This is a genomic window from Candidatus Bathyarchaeota archaeon (assembly GCA_026014805.1).
GTDB lineage: Archaea > Thermoproteota > Bathyarchaeia > Bathyarchaeales > SOJC01 > JAGLZW01.
The window spans coordinates 41620-56486 of the sequence record JAOZHR010000029.1 but is presented as its reverse complement, the minus strand read 5'-3'; the positions used below and the strand labels follow the sequence as shown (position 1 = coordinate 56486).

The following is a 14867-nucleotide window of genomic DNA, read 5'->3' as shown; positions in this document are numbered from 1 at the left end:
GTTCTAATGGATGTGTGTGTTGGCTCAAATCAGCCGCTAGCGCAAATTACGGCTGCAAGAGCTTGCCCGAAGGAAATTCCACCATCGCCAGCTGGGAGCGAGTTGTGCATATAAAATTTGACACCTTTTTTTTCCACAAGCTTCTTTATGGCAGATGTTATGTGTTTGTTGTAAGCTACGCCGCCGGAGAATCCTATTGCCTTTATTCCAATTTTCTGTGCTGCTCCAACTGCAAGTTGAGCCATGCCTTTTGCCATGTAGGACTGGGTTGAGTATGCCAAATCTGCAGTTGAAAAATCGTCTTTTGCCTCGAAAACAGCCCGTACAATGCGAGTCGTGTCAAGAACCTCATTTTCAATCTCTGGTTCCAGTTTTAGCATGTCCTGACCATGTGTTGCTGCTGCTTCCAGCTTCATCGCTGGTTCCCCCTGATATGTCCTTTCATGGCAGATGTCTAAGATTGCTGAGACAGCGTCTAAAACTCGTCCGCAGCTTGTGGTGGTTAAGGGGGGGTGTTTGCTGTTAAGTTGGCTGATTATTGTTTGCGCTTCTTCTTTTCCGTGAGGGAGATATTTGCTTCTTCTTAGAAGCCAGTTTTCAATGTTTACTACGTCGTTTAGTATTCCCGCTGCCATTCGAAGAGGATAGCGGGCTACTAAATCGCCTCCAACTAGGAGTTGTTCCTGGAGATGGCCAACTCGGTTAAAACGGTCTTGGCTACAGTGGAGAACTTCGCCTCCCCAAGGTTTTCCGTTCTCTCCATAGCCATAGCCATCGCAGACGATTCCGACAATCTCGTCCAAACCGTGTTCTCCCATCAAGGAAAGCATGTGCGCATGATGATGTTGAACAGGTGTAACTGAGCAATCTACTTCGTCTGCAATCTCTTGAGCCAATCTTGTCGTGGCAAATTTCGGATGTAAATCACAGGCAACTGCGTCGATTTTCGCATTTGTCAGTGACGTTAGGTGGCGAATTGTTCTTTTTAAGAAGGTCAAAGTTTCAAGGTTTTCTACGTCACCTATATATTGGGATATGAAAGCCTTATCATGCCACAGAATACAAGAGGTTACATTTTCTTCTGCACCTACGCCTAACACACACTTGCTGAATGAATGTTTGAGATTAACAGGCGCGGGGGCGTATCCTCGCGATCTCCGGATGAAACTCATTTTCCTGTTGTGTAAACGGATGACCGAGTCGTCGCATCTTTGGGCAATCGCTCTGTTGTGAAACAAGAAATAGTCAACTGCAGAGCCCAGCGTCTTCAAAGCTTCGATGTTATCTGCGACTATTGGTTGGCTTGGAGGATTTGCACTGGTCATAACAAATGCCGGTTCTTTTACTTGATCAAACAGCATTACATGCAATCCGGTGTATGGCAGCATTACACCGACGTTATGTAGGCTTGGCGCGATTAGCTCTGAAAGATAGTAGTTTTCTGCTTTGTCTAGGAGCACTATTGGCCTTGCATGTGAAGATAGTGTTTTTGCTTCTTTTTGGCTAACGTTTGCAAAGGTGCGAACTGTTTGTAGGTTTCGTGCCATGATGGCGAAGGGCTTTTGGGCTCTTTGCTTAACCTCTCGAAGTCTGCGTATGGGGTCATCTTTGGTTGTCGCGGTTGCTACGTGAAAGCCACCGTAGCCTTTGATTGCGAGCACATGTCCTGCCTCTAGCAGATGCCCCGCTTCGCGTATTGGATCTTTAAGGGGTACAAGTTCGCCCTTGTTTGTCGTCAGATATGCTTGTGGTCCACATTTGGGGCAAGCCACCGTTTGGGCGTGGAATCTTCTGTTAGCGGGGTTTGTGTACTCTGTTTTGCAGAACTCGCACATTTCAAAATCTTGCATTGTGGTGTTTTGCCTGTCGTAGGGCAGTTTGCGGATTGTTGTGTAGCGTGGACCGCAGTTGGTACATGTGATAAAGAAGTAATCGTGTCTCGGATCTGAAGGGTTACGAAGTTCTTTTAGACATTCGTTGCATATAGCGATGTCTGGTGGAATTACTGAGCCTGCTAGTTCCTTTGCCTCAGAGCTTTTCAGGATGGTGAACTCATTGAAGCTTCCTGTGCCTTTCTTATAACGTACAAGTGTTTTGTAAACGCAGGCGAGGGGCGGTCTCTTCTTTTCCAAGTCATTCAGAAAATGATTTATGTCGAGTTCCATGCCCTCTACAACAATTTCTACACCTGCATCACCTCGGTTCCTAACGTAGCCTTTAAGGTTGTTTGCAGTGGCTATCCGGAAGATGAAAGGACGAAATCCTACTCCTTGAACGATGCCGAGGGCTTTGATTTCTGCACGCACTAATTTGTGCTCCTTTTCAATTTGCAGTCTTGAGAACCCAAAATACTTTACGCTTTTTGTTTCGTGATGTTGGAAATTTAATAATAGAGGAGGGTTTTGGGCTGTTATAGGGATTCTAGTCTGACATTTATGCTTTCGTTTAAGTCAATCAATGCGCATTTTCCATGTCTTGCAGGTCCTGGGTTAACTATGATGGTATCATTTATTCTGTCTATTCCAGTTGCTTCATGGATATGACCGCATAACACTAGATCAGGTTTTGTTTTTTCTATAAATTCTCTTACGCTGAAGCTTCCTGCATGTTCGCCTGCAGATGTTACATCTACCTTTGTGTCCTTAGGTGGAGAATGTGAAATCAGAATGGTTCTGCGCTTGACTTGGCAAGCATTATAGCCTCGTTCCAGAATATTAGCAATCTCTGTTTCTGTAAGTTCAAAGGGTGTATCAAAAGGACTTGGCGAAGAACCTCCGACACCAAAGAAATTGATGTTGCCAATTTGCCTGCATTTTCCGTGGATAGACTCTATCGTCTCTATTTTTTCTTCTGCCAATGCAGGGGGATCACAGTTTCCTGGCACAAACAACACTGAAGACTGGATGGCAAGTAAAGAGGAAAGTAGTTCTTTGGCTTGTTGCACAGAACCAAAATGCGTCACATCCCCACACACAACAATCATATTCACATGGTTCCGCCTTGCATTCAAAGAAACTTTTTGAAATGCCCCAACATCGCCATGAAAATCTGTAGCCGCCAAGATTTTCAAATAACATACCCTTCATACATCAAATAGGAAATGACTAGTTTAAAGTTTTTAACGTAAGGCTTAGAATAACCAAACGAGATAGCTGTTGCTCTTGTGATGGGTGGACCGCATGGCAAAGAAGTTAACTTATGCTGAATCTGGTGTTGACAGAGAACTGAGGGCAAAGTCAAAGACGGCTTTGAAAATGCTAAGGCGCACCTACAAGTTTAGTGTTTACGGGGAAGTTTTGCAACTTCCTTATGGCAATGTTTTTCCAGTAAGCGATAGATACCTCGACCTCGCCATAGAAGGAGTTGGCACTAAAGTCCTCTTGGCGCAATTAGCTGGTAAATACGATACGATAGGCATTGATGGCGTGGCGATGGTTGTAAACGATGTGATTAGATCTGGCGCTAAGCCGCTAGCCATTGCTGACAACATTCACGCTCAGATATCTGATCCGTTTCTGGTGGAGGAGTGGATGAAGGGCATAGTGGAAGGCGCCGTCGAGTCCCAATGTATCGTGGCAGGGGGCGAAATTGGTGATGTTGCTGAAATTATAAAGGGACTTAAAGAAGGCAAAGGCTTCGACATGATAGTTGCGTGCATCGGTGAGGTGGACAAGGACAACATAGTTCTTGGCACTGACATCGAACCAGAAGACGTTGTTATAGGTATCAGAAGCTCTGGCATTCACAGCAACGGCATCACCTTGGCAAGGAAAGTCTTGTTCAAGAAGTGGGGCGGCAAATTCGACCCTTATGATGTTCCAGAAGGCTTAGAGAAAGAGCTCATTTATGAGGCTTTAGAGCCCACGAAAATCTACGTAAAACCGCTACAGGAAGTTGTAAGGCAACATAAAATTAAAGGCGCCGTCCACATAACTGGCGATGCCTACCTGAAATTTAACAGGCTCATGAAGTTCTCCAAGGGAATAGGATTCGAATTCAACAATTTCAAGCCACAACCCATCTTTAAGTTACTACAAGAAACAGCAGAAACATCGGGCGGCACTAGCGATGAAGAAATGCTGAAAACATTTAACATGGGATGGGGGTTCGCCATAGTTGTAGACAGACAAAAGCAGGATGACGTGTTAGATGTTCTGGACAAAAACAAAGTTGAAGCAGAACCCATTGGAAAGGCGACCTCCACGGAAAAAATCATAGCGCTTTACAAAGGGAAAAAGTTGGTGCTCAAATAGCATTTTATACTTTTATATAAATCTAGCTTACACAAGATTTAAATTTTTAACTGTTTAAGTATATTTCATGCTGTACAAAGCTCGAGTGGAAGTAAGCCTTAAATCAGGGCACTCTGACCCAGAGGGAGAAACAACTACACGCTCTCTAAGAGAACTCGCTTACCTTGTTAGAATCGTCGGAGTAAGCAAAATGTACACAATAACCCTAGAAGCGAACTCCAGAAGCGACGCAGAAACCAAAGTAGAAAGCATGTGCAAAAAACTGTTGGCCAATCCCACTAAAGATAACTACACTTTTCAGGTTGAAGAAGCTAAATGACCCTCTTCACTCGTCACAAAACACATTTCGAAATCCACGAAATAAAAATCCTAGACGCAAACGATAAACAACTGCTAAGAATCAGCAAAGAACTCAGCATAGGCTTAAACCTAGAAGAAATGAAGGCAGTAAAAAAATACTTCTCCGAGAAAGGCAGAAATCCAACAGACATAGAACTCCAAACAATCGGACAAACATGGTCAGAACACTGCTTCCACAAAACCTTCAAAGGAAACATAATCACCGACAAAGGCAAAATCCAAAACTTGTTTAAAACCTACATAGCTAAAGCAACAAGCGAACTGAACCAGCCATGGTGCATTTCCGTATTCGAAGACAACGCAGGCATCATAGAATTTGACGAAAACTATGCAATCGCTGCGAAAGTGGAAACCCACAACCACCCTTCCGCCATAGAACCCTTCGGTGGCGCCGCAACAGGCACTGGAGGTGTTATTAGGGATATATTAGGCGTGTGGGCTGACCCCATTGCCTGCACCGACGTTCTGGGATTCGGTCCTCTAGACTACGACTACGATAAGCTTCCGCAAGGCGTCAAACATCCAAAATATCTCTTTAGAGGAGTAGTGGCAGGCATAGGATGCTACGGCAACAACATGGGAATACCCACCGTAAACGGGGCAATATTTTTTGACGAAAGCTACGTAGGCAACGTTGTGGTCTACTGCGGATGCATAGGATTGCTTCCAAAGGACAAATTCGTTAAAAACGCAAAACCAGGCGACATAATCCTCCTTGTAGGGGGTAAAACTGGTCGAGACGGGATTCATGGCGTGACTTTCGCCTCGGCTGAACTCACCGAAGAGTCGGAGGAGGTTTCTCGTCCAGCAGTTCAAATAGCCAATCCGATTGAAGAAGAAAAACTGAAACGAGCCATAATCGAAGTTCGTGACAGAAGACTTGGCTCAGGCATAACTGACCTAGGTGGAGGGGGTTTGTCAAGTGCAGTGGGGGAGATGGCGCGTAGATTTGGCTGTGGTGCTCGTGTTGAGTTGGAAAAAGTTCCTTTGAAATATGAAGGGTTGGCTCCTTGGGAGATTTATGTTTCTGAATCTCAAGAAAGAATGCTGCTTCTCGTTCCAAAAAAGAACTTGGAACAAGTTATAGAAATATTCAGGGAAGAAGACGTCAAAGCCACTCCTATCGGCGAGTTTACCGATGACAACGCTTTGAGGATTTACTATGAAGGTCATGAAGTTGCAAATCTAAACATAGACTTCTTGTTTGCTCCACCAAAAACTGAAAGAACTGCAGAATGGAATGAAGTAACATTCAAAGAACCCACTTTCCCAGAGCCAAGTAACCTAAACCCATACATTATAAAACTATTAGCTTCATCAAACATCACCAGCAGAGAAAAAGTAGTACGCACTTACGATCACGAGGTAAAAGGAAACACCGTCCTAAAACCTTTACACGGAGAATTTGGCGGACCCAACGACGCAGCAGTCATCAAGCCACTGGAAGACAGCTGGAAAGGAATCGCCATTTCATGCGGCATGAACCCCTGCTATGGCAGAATAGACCCCTACTGGATGGCAGCCTCAGCTATTGACGAAGCCATCAGAAACAACATTGCTGTAGGTGGGCGACGAGTTGCTTTGCTGGACAACTTTGTCTGGGGGAGTCCAGAAAAACCAGATAGGTTGGGAAGCCTTGTCCGGGCATGTGAAGCCTGCTACGAATTTGCAAAGGGATTCGGAACCCCTTTTATCTCTGGAAAAGACAGTCTCTATAACGAATCACCTTTAGGTCCTGTGACACCTACGCTTCTGATCACCGCCGTAGGCATCATACCTGATATTAGAAAAACTGTTTCACTTGACTTGAAGTGTCCTGGCAATTTCCTTTATGTGGTTGGTCAAACTTTTGCAGAGTTGGGCGGTTCAGAATATTATGGACTGAAAGGTTTTATGGGCAGGTCGGTTCCGAAAGTTAGAGTTCCTCAGGCGAAACGCGTAATGGAAGTAATGGTTGAGGCGATTGATGGTGGTTGTGTTAGAGCTTGTCATGACATTTCAGAGGGTGGGCTTGCAGTTGCTGCTGCTGAAATGGCTTTTAGCGGTGGCTGTGGTGTGGACATTTGGTTAAAGAATGTCCCAGTAACCGAAGATGCTGGTAGAAATGATTTTGTGCTTTTTTCCGAGTCGAACAGTAGATTTCTAGTAGAGGTGCTGAAAGGGCAAGCAGGCCAATTTGAATCTATAACGAGGGGTATTCCTCGCGCTGTCGTAGGTGAAGTAACAGATGAACGCCGCCTATGTGTCTATGGTCTGAGAGATGAAAGGGTATTAGATGCCGATTTAAATGAACTTTTAAACGTTTGGAAACATGGTTTGGAGGCAGAGACGTGAAGCGTAAAGAAATTCGTGTCTGTGTTTTACGTGTCGGTGGAACAAATTGTGATGCCGAAACTAAACGAGCCTTCAAAGATTCTGGGATGAAAGCGGAAGTTGTCCATTTCAATCAGCTTGCCAAACAACAGAACCTGCTTGACTATAATGTTCTTGTTATTCCAGGTGGTTTTTCCCATGGCGATTATGTTCGCGCTGGCGCTATTTGGGCGAAACGGCTTATGGCAAAGCTGGGGGAAAATATTAACAAATTTGTGGATGAGGAACGGCCGATTCTCGGAATATGTAATGGCTTTCAAGTTCTAGTTGAAGCAGGCCTGCTGCCCCAATTTGACGGCGTTAGCCCATTTCCAGAAGCGGCTCTGGGAACCAACATACCCTCAGGCTACAATTGCCGATGGACCTATCTTAAGAATGAAAGTAGAGGTCACTGTGTCTTCACAAGGGGGCTTCCCTCCGGTTCTGTTGTTAGAATTCCTGTAGCACATTCAGAAGGTCGTTTCATGTTTGCAAAAGAAAACGAGAAAGAATATTTGGAGAAGTTGCTGGGCAATGATCAACTGGTATTTAGATACTGCCACTGTAACGGTGAATACGCTGATGGGGAATATCCGTCAAATCCAAACGGATCTTTCCACGACATTGCAGGTATCTGCGATTCTTCAGGAACAATTTTCGGTTTGATGCCTCATCCTGAACGCGCATATTTTGGGTGGCAATTGCCCGACTGGACAAGAAACGAGACTGTGCTATCTTTTGGTGATGGAAAAATAATCTTTGAATCAGTTGCTGAATATTTAACAAAAAAGTTTTAGCCAGACACCTGGCCTGGGTTCTCCACAATTTTAATATGCCGTTTCTCCAGTTCAGCTAGGATTTTATTGAAATTTTCTTCTTTAACACATAACTTTTCTAAGGGGACAACACCCCTTTCTTCTATGATTTCTTGAGCTGTCAATTGAGTTAAGATGGAGGCAGGGTACGCCGTTGTTCTTGCCATAGCCGTCACTCCACGTTTTTCATCGTAACGATCTAGAAGATGGTAAATGTAGTGTTTTTTCAATCCCTCTTTCATTCCGCTTATTTCCACTTTCATAGCCAGAATATCTTTAATCTCAGGTCTCCGAAGCTTCGCCTCAAAGAGCTTAACAGTAATTTTTCGCGGTGACAGACAAACATTCTCGATTTCTATAGGACGTTCATCAAAAAAGCCCAAAGCCTTCAGCAATCTTATCTTCTCAACATGCCCTGGATACCTGAGAGTTTTCTCCCACATTGTCTTAACATCTTTAGTCGTATGAAGCAGTGTCCTAAGTCCATCGGTATAAAACGCCTCAAGTTTGCCAGCGCCTGGAAATTCAACCTCTTCCAGTCCAGTTAATGCCTCTACTTCCTTCACTTCACCATTCTCAACTATTTTCGCCTTTCTAGTGTACTCGTCGATAAGGCCTTCTGTGGACCACGTTAGCGTATAGCCCAGAGGGGGAACTGATTCCTCTGGAAGACCACCAACCATTACATGAACACTTTCAACATTATCGAGCTTGCTGATAGCATGGCCTATAAACACATTGCTTATCCCCGGTGCCACTCCACAGTCAGGTATAATCGTCACACCGGCTTTTGTTGCATCTTTATTTAGCGTAAGAGGATTCTCTGGCATATACGAAACATCTACTAAGTCTACGTTTGCATCAATAGCAGCTTTGACAGATTGATAACCAATGTCCCCTGGTAAAGCCCCCACTACTACGTCGAACATTTTCATGTTGTCGACCAGTTCACGGTAATTACAAGCATCCAATTGAATTCCAGCAACATTCCTTTCTTGGATAAGAGCAGCTACCTTCTCAGCCCTACTTCGGCGTTTATCAGCAATGACAATCTCAGTTGAAGGCATACTTTCAGCAAGATCGGTCGCTATGACAGAACCGATATTTCCACAACCTAAAACAAGTATCCTCATATTGAGTCCAACAAGTTACAATTAGGCAATTCTTATCTATTTTAGACTTTTCAAAAATGCAAGTCAGCGAGTTGAGGAAGCCCAGTTCTTGCACCCATCTTCATTATGCACCTAGACGCCACAAAATTCCCAAGCCGCCCACACTCCAGCAAACTATTTTCTCCATGTAAGCCATAAAGAAAACCTGCATTCCACGCGTCACCTGCACCTGTAGTATCGACAACTCTTACCTTAAAGGGCTCCACTGCATGACTTTCTTCGCCATCAGTTACAAAGCACCCTTTCCTTCCTAGTTTAACTGCCACAACTTTAACTCCTTCAGCTATCAACATTTCAGCACCATCTTCATATTCTTCGCCTGTAAGCAGCTTCATCTCAACTTCGTTAGGAAGCACGACGAAAGCTCGTCTCAAAATAGGTCTTAACGAAGACAAACCCCTCTGAGCATAAAACATACCTGGATCAAAACTCACTCTGACATGTTCTGGAAGCTGTTCAACAACTTCTTTCTGGCTTTCAAATGATTTTTCACCCACAAAAGAAGTCAAATGTAGAAATCCAGCCTTTCTCGCATAATCTTTGTTAATTTCTCTCAACTCTACGGTGTCATTGACCCCAGGAGCCACATAAAGCGATCGTTCTCCATGTTCGTCAACAAAACCCATAACAACACCGCTTCGTCCACTCTTTGCAATAACAATGCACTTTGTATCAACGTTCTCTTTCTTAAAGTCGTCAAGCAAGAGTTGCCCTTCACGATCATCTGAAACTTTGCCGATGTATCCAGTTTTTAACCCCAAACGCGCCAAACCTACAATGGTATTGGCAGCTGAGCCACCGCAAGATTCTTTGGATTCGACAACAAAACTCTCCTCATCTCTTCCAGCTATCTTATTTACCTTAAAGAGTCTATCAATGTTTAAAGCGCCAAAACCGACAACGTCAAATTTAGTCATAAAAACAACTCTCGGAGATAAATCTTGTAATTGCCCAGTTTGCCTCCATAGTTGCCTGCGGAAATAATGCGGACCCCTTCTATACTACGTGCAGCTTCGATTCCAGTTTTCATAGCTGCCTTCACAGCACTTAGAGAAACACCGTTAATTACAATTTCTGGAATGAAATGGACACCTTCAGGAACTTTAGATGCTGCCCCAAGTTTGTTTCTTAGCGATGGGCAATAAGGATGATTAGTCGTGGGACCTATCGACGGAAATTTGGTTTCAAGTTTTGACCCGGCAGAACATATACCGAAGGGAGCTATAACTCCTTCAACTTCGTCAATTGCTTCAAGAGCTTTTCTTCCCGCAGTCATAACCGTCTCTTTGGTTTCACACAGGTACCAGAAATTAGCACCCATAACTCCCTTCGTATAGCCCAGATGTCTTTCTATGACAAAGTTTGGCACCATTAAAGGAACAACAATAACGCGGCGGTCATAACGTTTTTCTTCCCATTCAAACCCATCTCCACAATGACCAACTCTTTCCATCATATCGAATTTTCCTATGGCATTTGGTAAGGCGTCGAAAAGGGCTGTGAAAGGTTTTACGAGGATGTCTTGTCTGATTCGGTAGGACAGTTCAGTTTCAAACTTTTCTAATGAACTTTGCACAGGCTTTCTGTTGTCTATGCCACCCCAAAACTGCATGATTGCCCCCATGCGACCATCTGGCGTTTCTTTTGGGATCAACCATTTTTCGATTCCACCCTCAACTCTGCCCACAACTATTGAAGGCGTCGCAGTTGCATCTTCAGCAGCACTATGCAAAACCTCTTCATCGTCAGCTGTGACAATAACTCTGCAATAGAGTCCTTCGAAAGCCTCTGCATACGTGTTTTCAACCTCTGTTTTCATGGTACATACCTCTGAAAGGAAGATAAATAAAACTTAGCCGCATCTCAGCCCAACCGTCCCACATTCTCTCCTCTCACAAGTTTCCTGAAAACGCTACTTTCAGCGGCAAGTTCCTCCATGTTACGTGCAGTAATTTTGCTCACTTTAGGCAACATTTTTGGGAACAAGTTCTGAAGTTTCTCCTGCAATAACGGGTCGCTGCCATATTTTTCTAGTGCCTTGTATCCCCAATTATCTACTAAATCGTAAACGACCTCCTTGCCAAGTCTTTCAAAAACATCAGCAATAGCCGCGACTACGAGGGCGTTTGTTGAAAGAACTGCGATTTCGGCTTCGCGAACAGCGTAAGCGTTGCCATTGAAGGAAACTGTCGCACCGCCGTTTTCTCTAACTAGTCGGAAACAGTCAACATCTGTAATGCTGTCGCCAACATACATCACACTATTCAGATTGCTTCCGGCTTCATCAACGATGCTTCTAACTGCCTTCGCCTTTTCTACCCCCCCTACTGGATTAATCTCCTTCAGCATAGTACCTGACTCCATCTGCATGATCTCCCTACAGAAAATCTTGTCCAGCCGCTTCATCGTGTGTTGGTCTCTCTCTGAAAAATCTTGCAGTAACGTTGCCTTGTTAGGGATTTCAATTAAAGGCATCGAGCATATCTCTCGTCTAAACTGGTCAAGTTTCTCCTTTTCTTCTCTACCCATTTGATAAGCGTCAATGTCTAGCGTTGTACAATATGTGTTTTTATAAGGAAAATCTAATGCACGGCACAAAACTTGGATGTAATGCTCGTAACTGGTGCTTACAATAAAACTTGGCATCCTACTCTTCACAAATTGCAGTATATCCTTTGCACCTGGCATCAACAAAATGTTTTGAGCGGAAAACTCCATAATCCTTCTATTCGTAACCTCGGATGCCTTAAGAAAAGGAACAATGAGTTTCAAAGTATCGCCCGCCTTGTATCCGACGCGTTTGACAACGTCTGCCAAAACATCGTCATATGTGCTGATTTGAGTGAAAAATTTGTCGCCTTCTGGAATAAAATGGCAGGATAACTCGAAAGCGTTGTCGTTTTTTGAAATAGGGCCTTCACAGTCTGTTATGAAAACTCTTTTTGCTTTCTTCACCTGCCCTTACGCCTCAATCTCTCCATGTGCTCTACGCTTTTTTGAACGTGTTCGCTAGAGGCTATGTCGTTTCTATTCCAAAGGGCACCGCCTTCAATGGCGCTTATACCTTTCAAAGAGAGTTCGCGAGCATCTTTGATCGTATCAGCGATGCCGACAACGGCGACAGCTCTTGAAGCGAGAACGTAAACTTCGCTGTCTCTGAGTTCCATAGAAGCGGGATAAACCCGAACATTATCTCCCAACTCGTAGGCTTCTTTCAATCTCACAGGCTTACTAATTTCTTCGTGATTCACTTTGTTCGGGAACACGTTCATGTATCCGCCATAAGAGGGCGGTGCCTTATAGGTTACTACGGAAGCTTTTCTCTCAATCTCCACCTTCGTTAAGTTGCCTTCTACCATTTTGAAGCAAATATCGACGAAGTCGTCCTTTAGAAGTGGTAGTATGTTTATTATTTCAGGATCGCCTGGTCTACTGTTATTTTCCAGTATTTTCAGTCCATTTGCGGTGTGACTGAAGGCAACATAAAAGGGGACACCTCTCAATTCATCACCGCTTCCCCGCTTCTTCATTAGGTTGAAGATTCTGTTTACGATTTCAATTTGTTTCTCTCGATCTTCAGTTGACATGAAAGGTAAAAGATTGCCTTCGTCTTTGTAAGAGCCCATTCCACCCGTGTTTGGACCTTTGTCTCCGTCAAAGGCTCTCTTGTAGTCACGGGTTTCAGGCAAGGTTACAAGGTTTTTCCCGTCGCAGAAAGCTTGAAAACTCGATTCTTCACCTTCAATCTTCTCTTCAACTATTACTTGCCCATGTTGATAATTAGCTAGGAAGTGGTTGAACAGTTGCTCGCGCGTGTTAAAGTGATCCTCCCAAACACCTACTCCTTTCCCTGCTGCTGGAACATCTGGCTTCACCACTGCTTGGTTGCCCAACTCATCCAACCATGCATAAACAGCTTTTTTTACATCAATTTCAGTTTTGTATTCTTCCGGATTGAAAATCCTAAATCTAGGGTTAACTGCTGGCGCAGCCTCTTCAAAAAGACATCTTTGCGCCACCTTGCTTGCTTCGATGGCGTATCGTTTTGTTGGGCATATCATAGGTATACCTGTTTCCTTTTCCACGACATCTCTTAGACCGTTTATTATCGGCTTTTCTGGTCCGACTATTCCAAAGTCAATTTTGTTCTGTCGTCTTGCAGCAAACCTGCAAATCTTGTTTACATCAAAATCTAGAACAACAACATGTTCTGCCGCTCTTTTTATGTTGAAAGGGTTTTTTTGCTTATCCACAACATAGATTTCTGTTCTATACTCTAAACTACGTTGAAATGCATCTATCATGGCTGCTTCTCGAGCGCCATAGGAAACGACTAAAATGCCCACCCTTTCCATAAATTCTACCCCTCGACTCTTTTGTAGACTAGGATTATTTATCTTTAGACGAGATTTTCAACATCTATCTCGTAAATTCTCCCTGTTTCTTTGTGTCCACTATCAAATTTTCTCCGCATCCAGTTTGCCAGTCTCTGCGCAAGAGGTGTCGGATACTTACCCGTAACGCAGCCAAAGCACAATTCATCTTTCCGCATGCCAGTAGCTTTTACAAACCGGTCTACAGATTGGTAGCTCAACGAGTCTGCTCCTACTACCTGCGCTATTTCCTCAGTTTCCCGTGTAGAACCTATCAACTCACCATATGTTGCCATGTCAATGCCATAGAAGCAAGGACCTATGATGCGGGGAAACGTAATGAACAAATGTACTTTTTTGACGCCTAGTTTCCGCATCTTTTCAATGACGACTCTTGTTGTGTCGCCTCTCACTATACTATCATCGATAACTATGAGGTTCTTGCCAGCAAGCTTGTGGTCTACAATATTGATTTTTCGATCTATGGTTGAATAACGCTCTTGCGACAATAAAATGAAAGCTCGGTCAGTCACATAGCGATGTCTTCTTGTACATCTCTCCCAGCGCAATCCAGTCTCTTCATGAAGACCCAAAGCCGCATCATCGCTTGTTTCAGGCAAGGACACGATTAAATCAGCGTCTTTAACTATGTCTGAGTATTCTCTTCCCAGATTTCTTCCAAATTCCTCTCTAACCTCATATACATATTTGCCATTAAGCTTTGAATCTGGACGAGCAAAATAAGCAAACTCAAATGCACAAAGAGCCTTTCTTCTCTTAGCCACAAGTTGCTCACGCTTAAACCCTTCTCCGGTAGCTGTGACAAACTCACCGGGCTCCACTTCAAAGGCGTGGTTAAAGCCATTGATGTCAAGACCCACAGTCTCAGAAGAAAAAGCACAAATATTCCCATTAGAGCTACGACCAGTGCAAAGAGGACGCAACCCATAAGGATCTTTGAAGGCAAACAAGTCACCTTCTTGAGTTATCCCACTCACCGAAAAAGCCCCTTCGACCTCCTCCATGCAAGTTTTAACCGCAGACTGCAAATCATACCCATTCATGAGTTCGACAGCAAGTTTTCCGCAAATTAATTCAGCATCACATTCGTAAGAAAAGTTGGGGAAAGTCCGGCAGAGTTCCTTTCTTAGCCCTACAGTATTGACAATGTTCCCATTGAACGAGATAGCCAATTCTAACTTCTCTGTCTCCACTGTAACAGGTTGAGTTCCTCGAATCAACGCCTCCTCATCCAACCGCCCAGACGTCGTATACCGCACATTCCCGATACCAACATGACCCGGCAACCTAACTAACCACGCTTGAATTTCTTTCTTCTTTACTTTTGGAATAAGGTCTAAACCGCGGTAGACGTTGAATTTTCCATCGAAAGTCAAAAAACCATGGGACTGGTGACCCCTATGATTCTGGGCGCGCATACCCCAGTAAACATGTGGAAAGATGGGTTTTCGTTCGAAATCAATGGCGCTGAATACGCCGCATTCCATTCCGACAGAGTCATCCATGTCTCCCAGTTACAAA

General features: G+C 44.0%; 12 protein-coding genes. 4 read left to right on the top strand and 8 right to left on the bottom strand.

The window, feature by feature from the left end; all coding sequences use genetic code 11:
* Positions 1-29: 29 nt before the first annotated feature.
* Both hypF and NWE91_08030 read right to left on the bottom strand, forming a co-directional pair.
* Positions 30-2306, bottom strand: coding sequence for a carbamoyltransferase HypF (hypF, locus tag NWE91_08035; GenBank protein ID MCW3986338.1), 2277 nt, complete (start codon positions 2304-2306; stop codon positions 30-32).
* 104 nt (positions 2307-2410) lie between these two features.
* Complete coding sequence (locus NWE91_08030) at positions 2411-3070, bottom strand: metallophosphoesterase family protein (protein MCW3986337.1); 660 nt, start codon at positions 3068-3070, stop codon at positions 2411-2413.
* A gap of 109 nt (positions 3071-3179) precedes the next feature.
* On the opposite strand from NWE91_08030, the gene purM reads away from it, so the two are divergent.
* From purM to purQ, 4 genes are all read left to right on the top strand, one after another.
* Complete coding sequence (purM, locus tag NWE91_08025) at positions 3180-4253, top strand: phosphoribosylformylglycinamidine cyclo-ligase (GenBank protein MCW3986336.1); 1074 nt, start codon at positions 3180-3182, stop codon at positions 4251-4253.
* 67 nt (positions 4254-4320) lie between these two features.
* Positions 4321-4572 carry a phosphoribosylformylglycinamidine synthase subunit PurS gene (gene purS / locus NWE91_08020; protein MCW3986335.1) on the top strand — a complete coding sequence of 84 codons (252 nt, stop codon included), beginning with the start codon at positions 4321-4323 and terminating at the stop codon, positions 4570-4572.
* Complete coding sequence (purL, locus tag NWE91_08015) at positions 4569-6947, top strand: phosphoribosylformylglycinamidine synthase subunit PurL (protein ID MCW3986334.1); 2379 nt, start codon at positions 4569-4571, stop codon at positions 6945-6947. Before purS ends, purL begins: the two co-directional genes overlap by 4 nt.
* Positions 6944-7762, top strand: a complete 819-nt coding sequence (purQ, locus tag NWE91_08010; GenBank protein ID MCW3986333.1) for a phosphoribosylformylglycinamidine synthase subunit PurQ — start codon at positions 6944-6946, stop codon at positions 7760-7762. Before purL ends, purQ begins: the two co-directional genes overlap by 4 nt.
* On the opposite strand, the gene NWE91_08005 is transcribed toward purQ, so the two are convergent.
* The 6 genes from NWE91_08005 to NWE91_07980 are packed head-to-tail and all read right to left on the bottom strand — an operon-like array spanning position 7759 to position 14851.
* Entirely contained in the window at positions 7759-8913 is a 1155-nt protein-coding gene (locus NWE91_08005) for a saccharopine dehydrogenase family protein (GenBank protein MCW3986332.1), read from the bottom strand. The genes purQ and NWE91_08005 overlap by 4 nt on opposite strands.
* Before the next feature lie 50 nt (positions 8914-8963).
* On the bottom strand, positions 8964-9869 hold the full coding sequence (locus tag NWE91_08000) for a carbohydrate kinase family protein (GenBank protein MCW3986331.1): 906 nt from the start codon (positions 9867-9869) through the stop codon (positions 8964-8966).
* Positions 9866-10771: a formylmethanofuran--tetrahydromethanopterin N-formyltransferase gene (locus NWE91_07995; GenBank protein ID MCW3986330.1), complete on the bottom strand. Its 906-nt coding sequence runs from the start codon at positions 10769-10771 to the stop codon at positions 9866-9868. Before NWE91_07995 ends, NWE91_08000 begins: the two co-directional genes overlap by 4 nt.
* Positions 10772-10815: 44 nt before the next feature.
* Complete coding sequence (locus NWE91_07990; protein ID MCW3986329.1) at positions 10816-11907, bottom strand: HAD hydrolase family protein; 1092 nt, start codon at positions 11905-11907, stop codon at positions 10816-10818.
* Positions 11904-13307: a hypothetical protein gene (locus NWE91_07985; protein MCW3986328.1), complete on the bottom strand. Its 1404-nt coding sequence runs from the start codon at positions 13305-13307 to the stop codon at positions 11904-11906. Before NWE91_07985 ends, NWE91_07990 begins: the two co-directional genes overlap by 4 nt.
* 44 nt (positions 13308-13351) lie before the next feature.
* Positions 13352-14851 carry an amidophosphoribosyltransferase gene (locus tag NWE91_07980; protein ID MCW3986327.1) on the bottom strand — a complete coding sequence of 500 codons (1500 nt, stop codon included), beginning with the start codon at positions 14849-14851 and terminating at the stop codon, positions 13352-13354.
* Positions 14852-14867 lie beyond the last annotated feature (16 nt).

Excerpts from the sequence above, each read along its gene's own strand:
- purM (MCW3986336.1), top strand. The coding sequence starts at position 3,180 with ATGGCAAAGAAGTTAACTTATGCTGAATCTGGTGTTGACAGAGAACTG.
- purS (MCW3986335.1), top strand. The coding sequence starts at position 4,321 with ATGCTGTACAAAGCTCGAGTGGAAGTAAGCCTTAAATCAGGGCACTCT.
- purL (MCW3986334.1), top strand. The coding sequence starts at position 4,569 with ATGACCCTCTTCACTCGTCACAAAACACATTTCGAAATCCACGAAATA.
- NWE91_08005 (MCW3986332.1), bottom strand. The coding sequence starts at position 8,913 with ATGAGGATACTTGTTTTAGGTTGTGGAAATATCGGTTCTGTCATAGCG.
- NWE91_08000 (MCW3986331.1), bottom strand. The coding sequence starts at position 9,869 with ATGACTAAATTTGACGTTGTCGGTTTTGGCGCTTTAAACATTGATAGA.
- NWE91_07995 (MCW3986330.1), bottom strand. The coding sequence starts at position 10,771 with ATGAAAACAGAGGTTGAAAACACGTATGCAGAGGCTTTCGAAGGACTC.
- NWE91_07985 (MCW3986328.1), bottom strand. The coding sequence starts at position 13,307 with ATGGAAAGGGTGGGCATTTTAGTCGTTTCCTATGGCGCTCGAGAAGCA.
- NWE91_07980 (MCW3986327.1), bottom strand. The coding sequence starts at position 14,851 with ATGGATGACTCTGTCGGAATGGAATGCGGCGTATTCAGCGCCATTGAT.